A 15,817-nucleotide genomic window follows, 5' to 3' on the forward strand; every position below is an offset into this window, starting at 1 on the left:
GACATCGCCTATAATTTGCATTATCATACCTGTCATTCTATGCCGTGCCTAACACCACAAACGCTATACCCGTTGGATTTCGAGTTGCAACAAGGCGGCAACGCAGTGACCAATTCGTCTGGAACGAAGATGCAGCTTGAAAGGTGGCGGGATAAAATGGGCAGGATTAATACTAGCGAAGTGAAGATGAGATAAGTTAGGCTGTGACCGTTTGTCACGCGCGACGCTACTGATGATGGAACAATAAATACAACGTATGAAAAAACGTATTCCCACTCTTCTGGCCACCATGATTGCCAGCGCCCTCTATAGCCATCAGGGTCTGGCAGCCGATCTCGCCTCACAGTGTATGCTGGGCGTGCCAAGCTATGACCGTCCTCTGGTACAGGGCGAGACTAATGAATTACCCGTCACCATCACTGCTGACAACGCGAAAGGGAATTACCCGGATGACGCGGTGTTTACCGGCAATGTGGACATCGCACAGGGTAACAGCCGCCTGCAGGCCGACGAAGTGCAGCTTCATCAGAAGCAGGCAGAAGGCCAGCCGGAGCCAGTTCGTACCGTCGATGCGCTGGGCAATGTCCATTATGATGACAATCAGGTTATTCTGAAGGGGCCGAAGGGCTGGTCTAATCTGAATACCAAAGATACCAACATCTGGGAAGGTGATTATCAGATGGTAGGTCGTCAGGGGCGCGGAAAAGCCGATCTGATGAAGCAGCGTGGGGAAAACCGCTATACCATTCTGGAAAACGGTAGCTTCACCTCCTGTCTGCCAGGTTCCAATACCTGGAGCGTCGTCGGCAGCGAAGTCATTCACGACCGTGAAGAACAGGTCGCAGAGATCTGGAACGCCCGTTTTAAACTGGGTCCGGTTCCGGTCTTTTACAGTCCTTATTTACAGTTACCCGTCGGCGATAAGCGTCGCTCTGGTTTCCTGATCCCGAACGCAAAATACTCTACCAATAACTATTTTGAGTTCTATCTCCCGTATTATTGGAACATTGCGCCCAATATGGACGCCACCATCACGCCGCATTATATACACCGTCGTGGCGGTATCATGTGGGAGAACGAATTCCGCTACCTCACCCAGGCGGGCGCAGGTCTGATGGAGTTCGACTATCTGAATTCCGATAAAGTGTACGAGGATGAACACCCGAAGGATGATAATTCCCGCCGCTGGCTGTTCTACTGGCAGCACGCCGGTGTAATGGATCAGGTGTGGCGTTTTAACGTCGACTACACCAAGGTCAGCGATTCCAGCTACTTTAACGACTTTGACAACAAGTACGGTTCCAGTACTGACGGCTACGCCACGCAAAAATTCAGCGTCGGCTATGCGGTACAAAACTTTGATGCGACGGTTTCGACCAAGCAGTTCCAGGTCTTTGACGATCAGAACAACAGTAGCTATTCCGCTCAGCCACAGTTAGACGTCAACTACTACCAGAATGACGTCGGTCCGTTTGACACCCGGATTTATGGGCAGGCGGTCCATTTCGTTAATTCCAACGACAACATGCCAGAAGCGACGCGTGTTCACCTTGAACCAACAATTAATCTGCCGTTGTCGAATAACTGGGGAAGTATCAATACCGAAGCGAAGCTGCTGGCAACGCACTATCAGCAAACTAACCTGGATTGGTACAACAACAACCCGAGTAACGTTAACAAGCTTGATGATTCCGCCAACCGCGTCATGCCGCAGTTTAAAGTTGACGGCAAGATGATCTTCGAGCGCGACATGAACATGTTAGCGCCGGGCTATACCCAAACGCTGGAGCCCCGTGCTCAGTACCTGTATGTACCGTATCGCGACCAAAGTCATATCTATAACTATGACTCGTCCCTGCTGCAATCTGACTACAGCGGCCTGTTCCGCGATCGCACCTATGGCGGTCTGGACCGCATCGCATCTGCCAACCAGGTAACGACCGGGGTCACATCTCGCGTTTATGATGACGCAGCCGTTGAACGTTTTAATATTTCTGTGGGTCAAATCTACTATTTCACCGAGTCTCGCACTGGCGATGACAACATTAAATGGGAGAATGACGACAAAACGGGCTCACTGGTATGGGCTGGCGACACCTACTGGCGCATCTCCGATCGCTGGGGTTTACGCAGTGGGATCCAGTACGACACGCGTCTGGACAGCGTTGCAACCAGCAGCAGCAGTATCGAATACCGCCGCGACGAAAACCGTATGCTGCAGCTGAACTACCGTTATGCCAGCTCTGAATATATCCAGGCAACCCTGCCGTCTTACTACTCTACAGCAGAGCAGTATAAAAACGGGATTTCACAGGTGGGCGCGGTAGCAAGCTTCCCGATCGCCGACCGCTGGTCGATTGTCGGGGCTTACTACTTTGATACCAACGTGAACAAAGAAGCGGATTCCATGCTGGGTCTGCAGTACAACTCCTGCTGTTACGCCATTCGCTTCGGCTACGAACGTAAGCTGAACGGCTGGGATGACACTCAGAAACATGCAGTTTATGACAACACGATCGGCTTTAATATCGAACTACGCGGCCTGAGTTCTAACTACGGTCTCGGCACCAACCAAATGTTGCGTTCTAACATTTTGCCGTATCAAAGCTCTTTATGATCTGATTGATTTACAACGTAATCCGCTTTGCGGTTAATTGAAATGGAAAAAGTATGAAGAACTGGAAAACGCTGCTTCTCGGTATCGCCATGATCGCGAATACCAGTTTCGCTGCCCCGCAGGTAGTCGATAAAGTCGCAGCCGTCGTCAATAACGGCGTCGTTCTGGAAAGCGACGTCGATGGCTTAATGCAGTCAGTAAAACTTAATGCGGGTCAGGCTGGTCAACAATTACCGGACGACGCCACGCTGCGTCATCAGATCCTGGAACGTTTGATCATGGATCAAATCCTCCTGCAGATGGGTCAGAAGATGGGTGTTAAAATCTCTGACGAGCAACTGGATCAGGCGATTGCCAACATCGCCAAGCAAAACAACATGACGCTGGATCAGATGCGCAGCCGTCTGGCACAGGATGGCTTAAGCTATTCGACCTATCGTAGCCAGATCCGCAAAGAGATGACCATCTCTGAAGTGCGTAACAACGAAGTTCGCCGTCGCGTTACTATCCTGCCTCAGGAAGTGGATGCTCTGGCGCAGCAGGTCGGCAACCAAAACGATGCCAGCACCGAGCTGAACCTGAGCCACATTCTGATCCCATTACCGGAAAACCCAACTTCTGACCAGGTTAACGCGGCTGAAAGTCAGGCGCGCTCTGTTGTTGATGAAGCGCGTAACGGTAGCGATTTCGGCAAACTGGCTATCACCTATTCCGCCGACCAGCAGGCGCTGAAAGGCGGCCAGATGGGTTGGGGACGTATTCAGGAGCTGCCGGGCATCTTTGCCCAGGCGCTAAGCACCGCGAAAAAAGGCGATATCATCGGCCCAATTCGTTCTGGTGTCGGCTTCCACATCCTGAAAGTTAACGATATGCGTGGTCAAAGCCAGAGCATCTCCGTGACTGAAGTTCATGCCCGCCATATTCTGCTCAAGCCATCGCCGATCATGACCGATCAACAGGCGCGTCTGAAGCTGGAACAAATCGCAGCTGATATTAAGAGCGGTAAAACAACCTTCGCGGCAGCGGCTAAAGAGTTTTCTCAGGATCCGGGTTCTGCCAACCAGGGCGGCGATCTGGGCTGGGCTGCAGCGGATATTTTCGATCCCGCTTTCCGCGATGCGCTGACCAATCTTCACAAAGGCCAGATGAGTACCCCGGTGCACTCCTCTTTCGGGTGGCATCTGATCGAACTGCTGGACACGCGTAACGTTGATAAAACTGACGCGGCGCAGAAAGACAGAGCTTATCGTATGCTGATGAACCGTAAATTCTCGGAAGAAGCTGCGACCTGGATGCAGGAACAGCGCGCCAGCGCCTACGTTAAAGTTCTGAGCAACTAATGACTCGTATTCAACGCGTTGTGATCACTCCCGGCGAACCCGCCGGGATTGGCCCGGACCTGGTGGTTCAGCTCGCCCAGCGTGAGTGGCCTGTAGAACTCGTTGTCTGTGCGGATGCCGCACTCCTCAGTGACCGGGCAGCAATGCTCGGTTTACCGCTTTCACTCCTCCCATACTCTCCAGATACCCCAGCCAGACCGCAATCAGCAGGTACGTTGACGCTGTTGCCGATTGCTCTGCGGGCGCCTGTTATCGCGGGTCAGTTGGCGGTAGAGAACGGACAATATGTGGTGGATACGCTGGCTCGCGCCTGCGATGGTTGTCTGCAAGGTGAGTTTGCGGCGCTGATTACCGGTCCGGTACACAAGGGCGTAATCAATGACGCAGGCATCCCGTTTACCGGACATACCGAGTTTTTTGAAGAGCGCTCACAGGCGAAGAAAGTCGTCATGATGCTGGCGACTGAAGCGCTGCGCGTTGCCCTGGCAACCACTCATTTGCCGCTCAGAGCCGTTGCCGACGCCATTACGCCTGCTCTGCTTAAAGAAGTGATCGGTATTTTGCATCATGATTTGCGCACCAAGTTTGGCATTGCCGATCCGCATATTCTGGTGTGCGGTCTTAACCCGCATGCCGGTGAAGGTGGTCATATGGGAACGGAAGAGATAGACACCCTCATTCCGGTCATTGATGAACTGCGTGCGCAGGGGATGAAATTAAACGGCCCGCTGCCCGCAGATACGCTGTTTCAGCCCAAATATCTCGACCACGCGGATGCCGTGCTGGCAATGTACCACGATCAGGGTCTCCCCGTGCTAAAATACCAGGGATTTGGTCGCGGTGTGAATATCACGCTGGGCCTGCCCTTTATTCGCACATCCGTCGATCACGGCACCGCGCTTGAACTTGCGGGTCGTGGGCAAGCAGATGTCGGCAGTTTTATTACGGCGCTTAATCTCGCCATCAAAATGATTGTTAATACCAATGAATAATCGAGTCCATCAGGGCCACTTAGCCCGTAAACGTTTCGGGCAAAACTTCCTCAACGATCAGTTTGTGATCGAAAGTATTGTCTCTGCTATCAACCCGCAGAAAGGTCAGGCTATGGTCGAAATCGGCCCGGGCCTGGCAGCGTTGACCGAACCTGTAGGCGAACGCCTGGACAAGCTCACGGTCATTGAGCTGGACCGCGATCTCGCCGCCCGCCTGCAAACACACCCGTTTTTAGGGCCGAAGCTGACGATTTATCAGCAAGATGCCATGACCATGAACTTCGGCGAACTCGCACAAACGATGGGTCAGCCGCTGCGCGTATTCGGCAACCTGCCGTATAACATCTCCACGCCGCTCATGTTCCATCTTTTTTCCTATACTGATGCCATCGCCGACATGCATTTCATGTTGCAAAAAGAGGTGGTTAACCGTCTGGTTGCAGGGCCAAACAGTAAAGCGTATGGTCGATTAAGCGTAATGGCGCAGTATTACTGCAATGTGATCCCGGTACTTGAAGTGCCGCCATCCGCATTTACGCCAGCGCCTAAAGTCGATTCCGCCGTGGTACGTCTGGTCCCTCACGCGACAATGCCGTACCCCGTTAAAGATGTTCGTGTGCTGAGCCGTATTACCACTGAAGCGTTTAATCAGCGTCGCAAAACGGTACGTAATAGTCTCGGCAACCTGTTTAGCGTTGAAGTACTGACAGAGCTGGGCGTTGATCCGGCGATGCGAGCGGAAAATATCTCTGTCGCGCAATACTGCCGGATGGCTAACTATCTGTCAGAAAACGCGCCATCGAAGGAGAGTTAAACATGATCAATTCGCCCCGAGTGTGCATTCAGGTACAAAGCGTCTACATTGAGGCGCAATCCTCACCTGATGATGAACGTTACGTTTTTGCTTATACCGTGACTATCCGCAATTTGGGGCGAGCGCCTGTGCAGCTGTTGGGGCGTTATTGGTTGATCACCAATGGTCATGGCCGTGAAACCGAAGTTCAGGGCGAAGGCGTGGTTGGCGTTCAGCCCCACATCGAACCTGGCGAAGAGTACCAGTACACCAGCGGTGCGGTGATTGAAACACCGCTGGGCACCATGCAGGGTCATTACGAAATGATCGATGAGCAAGGGATCGCCTTTACCATCGACATTCCCGTGTTCCGACTCGCCGTTCCTACACTCATTCATTAAAACAATAGCTATGGCAACATACCTCATTGGCGACGTTCACGGTTGTTACGATGAACTGGTAGCCTTGCTGCACCAGGTTGACTTTAATCCAGAACAAGACACCTTATGGCTCACCGGCGATCTGGTTGCGCGTGGGCCAGGGTCGTTAGACGTTTTGCGCTACATTAAATCGCTGGGCGACAGCGTGCGGTTAGTCCTCGGTAATCACGATTTACACCTGCTGGCCGTGTTTGCTGGCATCAGCCGTAATAAACCGAAAGACCGGCTCACGCCGCTGCTTGAGGCACCGGATGCTGACACGCTGCTTAACTGGCTACGTCGTCAGCCGCTGTTGCAGGTTGATGAAGAGAAGAAACTGGTCATGGCGCATGCAGGGATTACCCCACAGTGGGATCTGCAGACGGCGAAGGACTGTGCTCGCGATGTTGAAGCCGTGCTGTCGAGCGACTCTTATCCATTCTTCCTTGATGCCATGTACGGCGACATGCCAAATAACTGGACCCCGGAGCTGACGGGGCTGGCGCGCCTGCGTTTTATTACCAACGCGTTTACCCGCATGCGTTACTGCTTCCCCAACGGTCAGTTGGACATGTACAGCAAAGAGTCGCCAGAAGATGCGCCTGCCCCGCTGAAGCCGTGGTTTGCCATTCCTGGACCTGTCAGTGAAGCCTATAGCATTGCATTCGGGCACTGGGCATCGCTGGAGGGCAAAGGCACGCCAGAAGGTATTTACGCGTTAGATACGGGGTGTTGCTGGGGCGGGGATCTCACCTGTCTGCGCTGGGAAGACAAACAGTACTTTGTACAGCCATCAAATCGCCATCTGAATCTGGATCCCGGCGAGGCCGTCAACGCCTGATAGTCGTCTGCCGGATGGCGGTCCTTACACCTTATCCGGCAAACGAATGTGCAATCTGTAGGCCTGATTAGCGCAACGCCATCAGGCATCCACATTAACGACGTTCCAAAATCTCGAAGCAGTAGCTGTGGGAGTTTTGCGCGTCAGCATCGTGGAATTCACTGAACACCGATTCCCAGTCATCCGGTTCGTAGTCCGGGAAATGCGTATCCCCTTCAACTTCCGCATCAATGTGTGTCAGATACAGTTTCTGCGCTTTCGGCAGGAACTGCTCATACACACGCCCACCGCCAATAACCATGATTTCAGGTTCATCGCCACAGGCCGCGATCGCTTCCTCAACAGACTTCACCCACTGCACGCGATCGTCGGTGCCAGGCTTGCTGCTGATGACGATATTTTTACGCCCTGGCAACGGTCGCCCGATGGATTCCCACGTGTGGCGTCCCATGACAACCGGCTTGTTTAAGGTATTACGTTTAAACCAGGCGAGATCGGCAGGTAGGTTCCATGGCATGGCATTTTCCATACCGATGACGCGATCTACCGCTAACGCCGCAATCAGACTGATCATTGAATGTTTCCCGGATACAAAAAAATTGTCGCCACTATACGGAAAGCGCAATCTTTCGTCGACTGGCGGAAAGAGGATGAGCATGAAAATTTTCCGTTCTGCTGGCGAACCGACCTATTTAAGGTGGTACGCCAGCATTACAGTAGTTCAAAAACAGCCAATTAGCAGTAAAGTTTGCAGAACATCACATTTTTTACCCTATGCTGACGGTTTCACTTCCGGCTCATCGGCGACGTCGCCCGTATGCTTACCTTCATCCGTGCCTTGCCAGCCATGGCGTTAAATTAATGATAAGTGCTGACGATCTTCCGCAATAATTTCACTCAGCATTTCGCTGGTGCGTTTATATACCGCCGCGCGGGACGTTGCGTCATTTTCCCCTTTCACCATCTCCTCAACCATCAGCGTGTTGAAGCGGCGGAATACATCGGCCCGCTCACGCGCTTCATAGCGTCCAAGCCCAAGACCTTCCAGTGCCAAACGTCCGGTCTTCAGCGCGCCCTCAAAGGTTTCACGTTCCGGCATCTCCACGCCAGCCTGGCGCAGGCGGATGTAATGATCCACGTCGCGCGCACGGGCAATAATTTGCAGATGCGGGAAATACTGTTTCACCATTTCGGTCAGTTGCAGGCTGGTTTGCGGATCGTCAATGGCGTTAATAATAACTTCAGCTTTAGCCGCCCCGGCAGACTCCAGCAGATCCATCCGGGTCGCATCGCCATAGAAAACCTTCATGCCGAATTTACGCAGCGTTTCGATATGGTCCGGGTCATGATCAAGAACCACCATTTTGACCCCGCTCGACAACAACAGACGACCGGTTATCTGACCAAATCGCCCAAACCCGGCGATGATCACCCGAGGTTGTTCCTCGTCGATTTCATCTGCTTCCCGCTCTTCACCGGTCGCCGATTTTTCCAGACGCGTCAGAATTACCAGTAAAATCGGCGTCGCCGCCATCGACAGCGCCACCGCCAGCGTCAGAGATTTCGCCCAATCAGGATCAAGCACGTTTGCCATTTGCGCCGCGCCAAACACCACGAAGGCAAACTCACTGCCCTGCCCTAATAACACGGCAAACCATCTGCGCTGCTTGTTCGGCACCTGTAAGGGTTTCGCTATCAGCCACAGCATGACGGTTTTGATAACCAGGAAACCGACCAACAGAATGATAATGCGCAAGGGATTATCAATCAGCGTACCAAAGTCGATAGACATCCCGACGCCGATGAAAAACAGTCCCAGCAGCAGCCCTTTAAATGGCTCGATATCGCTTTCCAGCGCGTGACGATACTCAGAGCTTGCCAGCAGCACGCCAGCCAGGAACGCCCCCATCGCCATCGACAGTCCAACCTCTTCCAACAGCAGACCGAAGCCAAAAACGAGGAACAGCGCAACGGCACTGAATACTTCCCGCAGGCCAGAACGAGCGACAAAACGCAAGGCCGGACGCGTCACATAACGCCCCAGCAACACCACCAGCACCAGGGCGCTCGCCACCTTAAGGGCGGAGAGCGCAAACGCTCCAAGCGTTGTCGATGCTCCGCTCGCCGCAAGTAATGGGATCATCGCCACCAGAGGAATAGCGGCGATATCCTGGAACAACAGCACGGCAAACGCGCTGCGTCCCATTTGCGAAACCATCAGGTTCCGCTCATTCATCGCCTGCATAGCAATAGCCGTGGAGGAAAGCGCCAGCGTCATGCCGATCAGTTCCGCTACCTGCCAGCGCAGGCCGAGGAACATACAGAACAAACCAATCAGACCGCCGCATACCACCATCTGCAGCGCACCACCACCGAACACCGAGGCCCGCAGTTTCCACAAACGTTGCGGATCCAGCTCCAGACCGATGACAAACAGCATCAACACCACGCCGATCTCGGCAAAATGCAGGATTGATTCAGCGTCGGTCACCATCCTCAGACCCCATGGTCCAATAATGCACCCTGCGATGAGATACCCCAGCACTGATCCTAGCCCCAGTCGCACGGCAATGGGGACAATCAGCGCCGCCGATCCGAGATAAATCAGCGCCTGTATTAGCGTATGGTTATCCATGATGAACCTCCTGCCACTCCAACAGACGCTGTTTGTAATGACGCGCCTGCGCCTGCAGAGTTTCATCATCACAGATAAACGTACAGTGCATCGCAAACGGCGGCAGCCATTTGAGGCCACAGTAGAGCGCCGTTGCCTGTAAGGGCTGGGAAAGCACATCAAATCCGGGATGGGAGCCAATATCAAAGTGGTTTTCGCCGCCGCCGGTCGTCACTGCCCACAGCAGATGTTTACCGTGGAGCGCTGTCCCGCCGTGGCCATATGCCCAACCGTGCGAAAGGACCTTATCCATCCACAGCTTGAGTAAGGGAGGAGTGCTATACCATTGCATAGGATGCTGCCAGATAATCAAATCAGCGCGCGCCAGCGCATCCTGTTCAGCGGCAATATCGATATTGAAGTCGGGGTAGAGCTGGTAGAGCGAGCGGATCTCCACGCCCTCCAGCATCCTTGCCTGTTCAAGCATCCGCTTATTCGCATGCGAGTGCTGCGGATAGGGATGCGCATAAATGATGAGGATCATGATTAGCCTGTTTCACTGCATTATTGTAATAACAGTGAGTTTAGTCAGTTAATCCGCAGGCTAACAGTCAATATTATTGAGTGGTTGAATGGAGAAAACTGAACTAGTTATCCAGTTCGCTCATATCTTTAACCTGATCGCGGTTAATTTGTTCCGTCTTACCCGTTTGCGCATTTTTGTACGACACCAGGCCTGTATCATCATCGACTTGCGGTTTGCCGTCGGTCACGATTGTTTTGCCATCGGTCGTTTTAACCGCCTGGTTCGAGGAGCAACCGGCAACGGTGAACAGTGCTGCTGCGGTAAAAATAGAGGTGATCAGAATATGTTTTTGCATGGTGTTCTCCCTGCTTTTCAGTCGTTTTCAGTGATATACCCGTTAACTGTAGTCTAACTGACTGAGTTGCAGGGAAAATACAGAACACTCCTAATAACCCGCCCTGGTCACGGGTTTACTGCGGATCGTCATTTGGCTGGTTTGCGCCAGCGTCAGACCTCGCGTTTCCGGGGCGAAAGCGATGGACACGAGCAGGCCGATCAGCGAAATGCCCGCCCCCATCAGCATGACATTACTGATCCCGTATTTGGTGATGAACACCGGCAGCGCCCAGGTTGAAACAATGGTGCCGATACGGCTTAAGGACATAATCACCCCGACGGCAGACGCACGAATATCGGTGGGAAACAGTTCGTTAGGGTATAGCCATTGCAGGTTTCCTGGTCCCCCAGAGAAAAATGCGTATACGGCAAACGCCAGCACCACCAGCCACGCGCCCATATCAGGGATTAACCCCAGCACGGCCAGCGCCAGCGTCATCATAATGAAGCTGCCAATTAACAGCGGTCGTCGGCCCGCGCTATTAAGCCAGAACATGGGAGGAATGCATCCCAACATAAAGCACAAGCTGATTACCACATTTCCCAACGCGGCGCTTTTCCCGGCACCAAGCCCCAGTAGCCCCACAATCTGCGGACCAAAGGTATAAATGGCAAACATCGGGATCACCTGACAAGTCCAGATAGCGGCGACAAACAGTACAAACGGGAAATGACGGCGATTAAATAGCTGAAGAAAGCGCGTCTCCTGCGGCGCTTCTTCGTCGAACACCACCGGTTCGCCGAACAGTTTGATCATCATCTCCTCACATTCTTTCACCCGACCTTTACGCAGCAGCCAGCGCGGTGATTCAGGAAGATCGAAACGCCCAATCAGGATCAAAATACAGGGGATCACCGCGCTGCCCAACATCCAGCGCCATCCGCCCTCAACATCATACAACCAGTATCCGACCAGATCGGCACAGGTGGCGCCGACATACCACATAGCGGCGATAAAACCGATGGAGAAAGCGCGCTGGCGGGTATTGGAGAACTCGGTGATCATCGAGGTGGCGATCGGGTAGTCGGCACCAATTACAATGCCGATCAGCACGCGCATTACCAACAACTCAACGGGCGAGGAGACAAACATGGTTGCCGCCGATATCACGCCAATGGCGATAATATCGATAATGAACATTTTGCGCCGCCCGACCTTGTCGGAGATGTAGCCAAACAGCGACGTCCCCACAAACAGCCCCGCGAGCGTACCGGCGCCCAGCAGACCAATCCACTGCGCATCCAGTTTCAATGCTGGCGTGAGCTGTTCCAGTGCCACGCCAATCATCACCAGCACATAACCATCCAGAAACGGCCCACCGCTTCCCCACAGCATTATCCGGCGGTGAATAGAGGTGAATTTGATGTCATCAAAGTTCCTGGGCTGCTGCATGGTTATGTCCTGTTTTATTTTAACTTAATGCCTGATGACGTTACGCTTATCAGGCCTACGCATTGTTCCTGTAGGCCGGATAAGGCGAAGCCGCCATCCGGCACCAGGTTTAGCCGTAGCGGAACTCCACGCCAAACGTCCCACGCGGGTATTCCCATTTTTCCAGCGCTGTATCCAGTCCGAGAATGCGGCACGTTCCGCATTCCAGGCATCCGGCATAATCAAAACGTACGCTACCGTCATCCTGCTTTTTATACAGGCCAGCCGGACAGGCCTTAATCAGCACCTCCAGCGCCTGTTTATCAGGATCGGTTTTGAGAATGATATGCGGACTGTCTTCATCCACATTGAACTTATTGACGCCCAGTTTGACGTCCACGTTGACGGGAGATGTCATAATACGGTCACTCCTTTCAGGCCATCTTTCATCAGGTTGATGAAGCCCACTTTCTTCGCATGGCGCAGGATTTTTTTACGCATTGGCACCGGTGCCGAACCATCCACGGTGAACAGGTCGCGCGCAATACTGACCGCCATTTCCGGATAAGCGGTAAACATGCGTGGGTTATCAAGAAAAGCGGGTAGCTTTTGATACATGCGCATATCGCGCATCGGGCCTTCGTCCAGATGCTGACGGTATTCCTCCAGCGACTGCTTGCTAAAATCGTCGCGCTTCATTGCGGAAAGCACCGTTTTCGCCGCCGCTTCACCTGCGGATATGGCGAGATCCATACCGCGAATGGTAAAGCCGAGGTTCATACACATTCCGGCAGCGTCACCAGCAATCAGTACGCCGTCCCCCACCAGTTCTGGCTGCATGTTGATACCGGCTTCCGGTACGACGTGCGCGGCATATTCCACCAGCTTGCCACCGGCGATCAGCGGGGCAACCGCCGGATGTTGTTTGAAATCTTCCAGCATTTGCGGAACCGATTTTTTCGCATCTTTCAGATGATGAAGGCCGCAGACCAGTCCCAGAGAAAGGGTCGTTTCATTCGTATAGAGAAAGCCACCGCCCATCAACCCATCGGTGGGCGATCCGGCAAACAGACAGGCAGCCCCTTCGTTCCCTTGTAACTGGAAACGATCTTCAATTACCGATTTCGGCAACTCGATCAGCTCTTTTACGCCGACGGCAACATGCGATGCCTCGACGCGCTTTGCCATACCTAGCTTTTCAGCCAACAGAGAATTCACTCCGTCGGCAAGGATCACCACTTTGGCTTCCAGAATATCGCCATCGGCTTCCACGCCCACGACTTTGCCCTCGCGCTGCACAACGTTATCCACGCGGATACCGGTGATGAGCTGAGCGCCCGCCTCTTCGGCCTGTTCCATCAGCCAGGCGTCAAATTTACTGCGTAAGACAGAGTAAGAAACCTGCGACGATTTGGCGTCTTCGCCGTTGCAATAGTCGATGGTCATCGCCCCTTTGTCGGTCATAAAGGCGAGTTTTTCGTGGGTGATGATGCGTTCAATGGGGGCCTGCTCAGCAAAACCGGGAATGATATTCTCCAGGCTATGCGCATACATGCGCCCACCGGTGACATTCTTCGCGCCAGCAGAATTGCCGCGCTCGATAACCAGCACCTGTGCGCCCTCCCGAGCCAGCACCAGCGCCGCAACCGAACCCGCCAGACCTGCACCCACGATGATGGCATCAAAGATATCTTCGGACATACGTACTCCTGTCAGCGGCAGGACACCTTCGCATCCTGCCCGAAATGGTTTAACGCGCTAAAGCAGCCGTCAGCGCAGGCAGGATCTTCAGTGCATCGCCAACGATGCCAAAATCCGCATACTGGAAAATCGGCGCATTTTTATCTTTGTTGATGGCGAAAATCGTCTGCGCGCCGTTGGCGCCGACCATATGTTGGATCTGCCCGGAGATCCCCACAGCCAGATACAGTTCAGGCTTGAGCATCAGGTTGGAGATGCCGACGTAGCGTTCGTGCTCCATCCACTTCTCGTTTTCCGCCACCGGACGGGAGCACGCCAGCTCGGCACCAATCGTCTGGCACAGCGCCTCCGCCAGCGAGATATTTTCTTTGCTGCCGATCCCGCGTCCCACGCTAACCACCAGACGGGCTTTGTCGAGGTCGACGCTGTTGCTCTGACGTGCCTGAGTTGCCGTACGAGTAACGGCTATAGCTGGAGCCTGCCATGACACGGTGTGCACCTCGCCGCTGCGGGCGGTATCCGGTTGCTGCGCGTCAAACGTTCCACTGCTGAGCGTTATCACGGCGAACGGTGAAGCGATTGTTTCTGCCCCCATCGCCAGGCCGCCATAGACCATATGTTTTACCGCCGCTTTTCCGTCCTGCACGGCGACTGCACTGGCGTCGTTGGAGACCGCTGCCGACAAGCGAAAACCCAGTTTTGCCGCTAACAGCTTGCCGCGACGCGTATTCGGCAGCAGCACCGCCCCGCCCTCGCTGTGCTGACGAATAGTTTCGGCCATCACATCAGCGTAGTCCTCAATCATACGGTCTTCTGGTTTACCGCTGAGTAACCAGACATCATCTGCGCCTAAATGGCATGCCGTCGCGCAGTCCGCTTCACTCAGCACAAACGTGTTAACTTTTTCACCTAAAGCCTGCGCACCATTCATCAGTTCCGGCAGACGAGAAGGGGTATCGCTGAATACCCAGATACTGGAAAATTTGTTCATAACATCCCCTGATAATTAAATGATTTTGCGAAGATTCTCGACAAACGCGGCAATCTGTTCTTCACCGTCACCTTCAATTACAACGCGCTGACGCTCGCGCTGCTTCGGTGCAGCAACGTGTTGTTCGGAATATGCCTGCGCGCTGTTCAGGCCAATGTCTGCCGGCGACCAGACCTGAACCGGTTTTTTCGCCGCGCCAAGAATGGCTTTCATGGAAGGGATTTGTGGGGTGTTGATGTCCGTTGAGACCGCGATCACCGCCGGAAGCGGAATGCTCAGAGTTTCGACTTCATCTTCCAGTTCACGCTCTACCGTCAGAGTGCTGTCGGTAAGAGAGAGGATTTTACTCACGCCGTTAATCGCCGGAATGTTCAGCGCTTCGCCCACCAGCAGACCAACCTGCTGAGCATAAAGATCGGAAGAACCGTCACCGCAAATAAGCAGATCAAAACCTGCTTTTTGCGCGGCAGCAGCCAGCGCGCTGGCAGTTTGTTGCGGCAGCGCCTGCTCAAATTGCTCGTCAATAACAACAATCAGTTCATCTGGGCCACGGGAAAGCACATCTTTTCGCCCTTTTGCATTGGTCAGCGCTTTGCCGCCGACGCTCATGGCCACAACCTGGGCCTCTCCTGACTGTTGTTTCAACTGACAAGCCGCTTCGATCGCATTCAGATCATACTGGCTTATTTTGCCATCCGCTTTGCTGAAATCGAGTGAACCATCAGCATTATTAATCGCAATATCCTGTTCATCAGGTACGCATTTGTAGCAAGTAATTATCTTCATTGCATCTCCAGAAATCATGAAGGAAACGTATTTATATCGGCAGTGTTAAATACAGATATCACGCTCTTTAATTCGGAAATAAAACCTTAATCACCAATATTGAAAATGTCACACATTGAAATTCGTAACTTTCAATAGTGTTATGCACCTCACCAATATTGAAAGAATCACGTCAAATATGAAAATTTTCAATATTGTCTGCGGGTTCAACAATATTGAACGCCAGTCACTTAAAAAAGTTAAAAAACCACAGCCAACCAATTGATTATAAACAAAAAATATCAAATTTTTGAGCGAATTACTCAGCATAAAAAAGTGTGACGAAGATAACAGAACCACCCGATATGAATACTCATTATGGGTTACTCACTGAGGCGCTCCCAGAGGTTAAAAAGTTATCAACAAATCATTAATAATAAATAAACAAAC

At 52.9% G+C, this 15,817-nt stretch carries 14 protein-coding genes and 1 pseudogene; 6 read left to right on the forward strand and 9 right to left on the reverse strand.

The window, feature by feature from the left end; all coding sequences use genetic code 11:
- The first annotated feature begins 256 nt into the window (after nt 1-256).
- Genes lptD through apaH form a run of 6 tightly spaced genes read left to right on the forward strand, consistent with a single transcriptional unit; the run spans nt 257 to nt 7,002 of the window.
- Entirely contained in the window at nt 257-2,617 is a 2,361-nt protein-coding gene (gene lptD / locus HV302_RS20665) for an LPS assembly protein LptD (RefSeq protein ID WP_016155673.1), read from the forward strand.
- A gap of 53 nt (nt 2,618-2,670) precedes the next feature.
- On the forward strand, nt 2,671-3,957 hold the full coding sequence (gene surA / locus HV302_RS20670) for a peptidylprolyl isomerase SurA (protein WP_181626526.1): 1,287 nt from the start codon (nt 2,671-2,673) through the stop codon (nt 3,955-3,957).
- Nucleotides 3,957-4,949 carry a 4-hydroxythreonine-4-phosphate dehydrogenase PdxA gene (gene pdxA / locus HV302_RS20675; protein ID WP_181626527.1) on the forward strand — a complete coding sequence of 331 codons (993 nt, stop codon included), beginning with the start codon at nt 3,957-3,959 and terminating at the stop codon, nt 4,947-4,949. Before surA ends, pdxA begins: the two co-directional genes overlap by 1 nt.
- Entirely contained in the window at nt 4,942-5,763 is an 822-nt protein-coding gene (rsmA, locus tag HV302_RS20680) for a 16S rRNA (adenine(1518)-N(6)/adenine(1519)-N(6))-dimethyltransferase RsmA (RefSeq protein WP_003018865.1), read from the forward strand. Before pdxA ends, rsmA begins: the two co-directional genes overlap by 8 nt.
- Before the next feature lie 2 nt (nt 5,764-5,765).
- Nucleotides 5,766-6,143: a Co2+/Mg2+ efflux protein ApaG gene (apaG, locus tag HV302_RS20685; protein WP_003018867.1), complete on the forward strand. Its 378-nt coding sequence runs from the start codon at nt 5,766-5,768 to the stop codon at nt 6,141-6,143.
- Between the two features lie 10 nt (nt 6,144-6,153).
- Complete coding sequence (gene apaH, locus HV302_RS20690) at nt 6,154-7,002, forward strand: bis(5'-nucleosyl)-tetraphosphatase (symmetrical) ApaH (RefSeq protein ID WP_181626528.1); 849 nt, start codon at nt 6,154-6,156, stop codon at nt 7,000-7,002.
- A 94-nt stretch (nt 7,003-7,096) separates the two neighbouring features.
- Here the strand turns inward: apaH and folA are convergent, their stop codons facing one another.
- The 9 genes and pseudogenes from folA to HV302_RS20735 all read right to left on the reverse strand — a co-directional run bounded on the left by folA (nt 7,097) and on the right by HV302_RS20735 (nt 15,388).
- Nucleotides 7,097-7,576 carry a type 3 dihydrofolate reductase gene (folA, locus tag HV302_RS20695; RefSeq protein WP_016151662.1) on the reverse strand — a complete coding sequence of 160 codons (480 nt, stop codon included), beginning with the start codon at nt 7,574-7,576 and terminating at the stop codon, nt 7,097-7,099.
- Between the two features lie 198 nt (nt 7,577-7,774).
- A pseudogene (kefC, locus tag HV302_RS20700) lies at nt 7,775-9,637 on the reverse strand (glutathione-regulated potassium-efflux system protein KefC).
- Nucleotides 9,630-10,160 carry a glutathione-regulated potassium-efflux system oxidoreductase KefF gene (gene kefF, locus HV302_RS20705; RefSeq protein WP_016151660.1) on the reverse strand — a complete coding sequence of 177 codons (531 nt, stop codon included), beginning with the start codon at nt 10,158-10,160 and terminating at the stop codon, nt 9,630-9,632. Before kefF ends, kefC begins: the two are co-directional and overlap by 8 nt.
- A gap of 103 nt (nt 10,161-10,263) precedes the next feature.
- The gene (locus HV302_RS20710; protein ID WP_003018880.1) at nt 10,264-10,497 is read right to left on the reverse strand and encodes a YgdI/YgdR family lipoprotein; all 234 of its coding nucleotides are present in this window, start codon (nt 10,495-10,497) and stop codon (nt 10,264-10,266) included.
- A 90-nt stretch (nt 10,498-10,587) separates the two neighbouring features.
- On the reverse strand, nt 10,588-11,931 hold the full coding sequence (locus HV302_RS20715; RefSeq protein WP_019078353.1) for an MFS transporter: 1,344 nt from the start codon (nt 11,929-11,931) through the stop codon (nt 10,588-10,590).
- 109 nt (nt 11,932-12,040) lie between these two features.
- On the reverse strand, nt 12,041-12,328 hold the full coding sequence (gene fixX / locus HV302_RS20720; protein WP_000203736.1) for a ferredoxin-like protein FixX: 288 nt from the start codon (nt 12,326-12,328) through the stop codon (nt 12,041-12,043).
- Complete coding sequence (locus HV302_RS20725) at nt 12,325-13,611, reverse strand: FAD-dependent oxidoreductase (RefSeq protein WP_016151658.1); 1,287 nt, start codon at nt 13,609-13,611, stop codon at nt 12,325-12,327. The genes fixX and HV302_RS20725 overlap by 4 nt, the downstream gene beginning before the upstream one ends.
- Nucleotides 13,612-13,660: 49 nt before the next feature.
- Complete coding sequence (locus HV302_RS20730; protein WP_075847944.1) at nt 13,661-14,602, reverse strand: electron transfer flavoprotein subunit alpha/FixB family protein; 942 nt, start codon at nt 14,600-14,602, stop codon at nt 13,661-13,663.
- 15 nt (nt 14,603-14,617) lie between these two features.
- Nucleotides 14,618-15,388 carry an electron transfer flavoprotein FixA gene (locus HV302_RS20735; RefSeq protein ID WP_047417242.1) on the reverse strand — a complete coding sequence of 257 codons (771 nt, stop codon included), beginning with the start codon at nt 15,386-15,388 and terminating at the stop codon, nt 14,618-14,620.
- Nucleotides 15,389-15,817 lie beyond the last annotated feature (429 nt).

The sequence above is a fragment of the Citrobacter sp. RHBSTW-00859 genome, assembly GCF_013729795.1.
Classification (GTDB): domain Bacteria; phylum Pseudomonadota; class Gammaproteobacteria; order Enterobacterales; family Enterobacteriaceae; genus Citrobacter; species Citrobacter braakii.

Coding starts and splice junctions, on each gene's coding strand:
- apaH (WP_181626528.1), top strand. CDS start 6,154: ATGGCAACATACCTCATTGGCGACGTTCACGGTTGTTACGATGAACTG.
- HV302_RS20735 (WP_047417242.1), bottom strand. CDS start 15,388: ATGAAGATAATTACTTGCTACAAATGCGTACCTGATGAACAGGATATT.
- folA (WP_016151662.1), bottom strand. CDS start 7,576: ATGATCAGTCTGATTGCGGCGTTAGCGGTAGATCGCGTCATCGGTATG.
- HV302_RS20715 (WP_019078353.1), bottom strand. CDS start 11,931: ATGCAGCAGCCCAGGAACTTTGATGACATCAAATTCACCTCTATTCAC.
- HV302_RS20725 (WP_016151658.1), bottom strand. CDS start 13,611: ATGTCCGAAGATATCTTTGATGCCATCATCGTGGGTGCAGGTCTGGCG.
- HV302_RS20730 (WP_075847944.1), bottom strand. CDS start 14,602: ATGAACAAATTTTCCAGTATCTGGGTATTCAGCGATACCCCTTCTCGT.
- surA (WP_181626526.1), top strand. CDS start 2,671: ATGAAGAACTGGAAAACGCTGCTTCTCGGTATCGCCATGATCGCGAAT.
- rsmA (WP_003018865.1), top strand. CDS start 4,942: ATGAATAATCGAGTCCATCAGGGCCACTTAGCCCGTAAACGTTTCGGG.
- apaG (WP_003018867.1), top strand. CDS start 5,766: ATGATCAATTCGCCCCGAGTGTGCATTCAGGTACAAAGCGTCTACATT.
- pdxA (WP_181626527.1), top strand. CDS start 3,957: ATGACTCGTATTCAACGCGTTGTGATCACTCCCGGCGAACCCGCCGGG.
- fixX (WP_000203736.1), bottom strand. CDS start 12,328: ATGACATCTCCCGTCAACGTGGACGTCAAACTGGGCGTCAATAAGTTC.
- lptD (WP_016155673.1), top strand. CDS start 257: ATGAAAAAACGTATTCCCACTCTTCTGGCCACCATGATTGCCAGCGCC.
- HV302_RS20710 (WP_003018880.1), bottom strand. CDS start 10,497: ATGCAAAAACATATTCTGATCACCTCTATTTTTACCGCAGCAGCACTG.
- kefF (WP_016151660.1), bottom strand. CDS start 10,160: ATGATCCTCATCATTTATGCGCATCCCTATCCGCAGCACTCGCATGCG.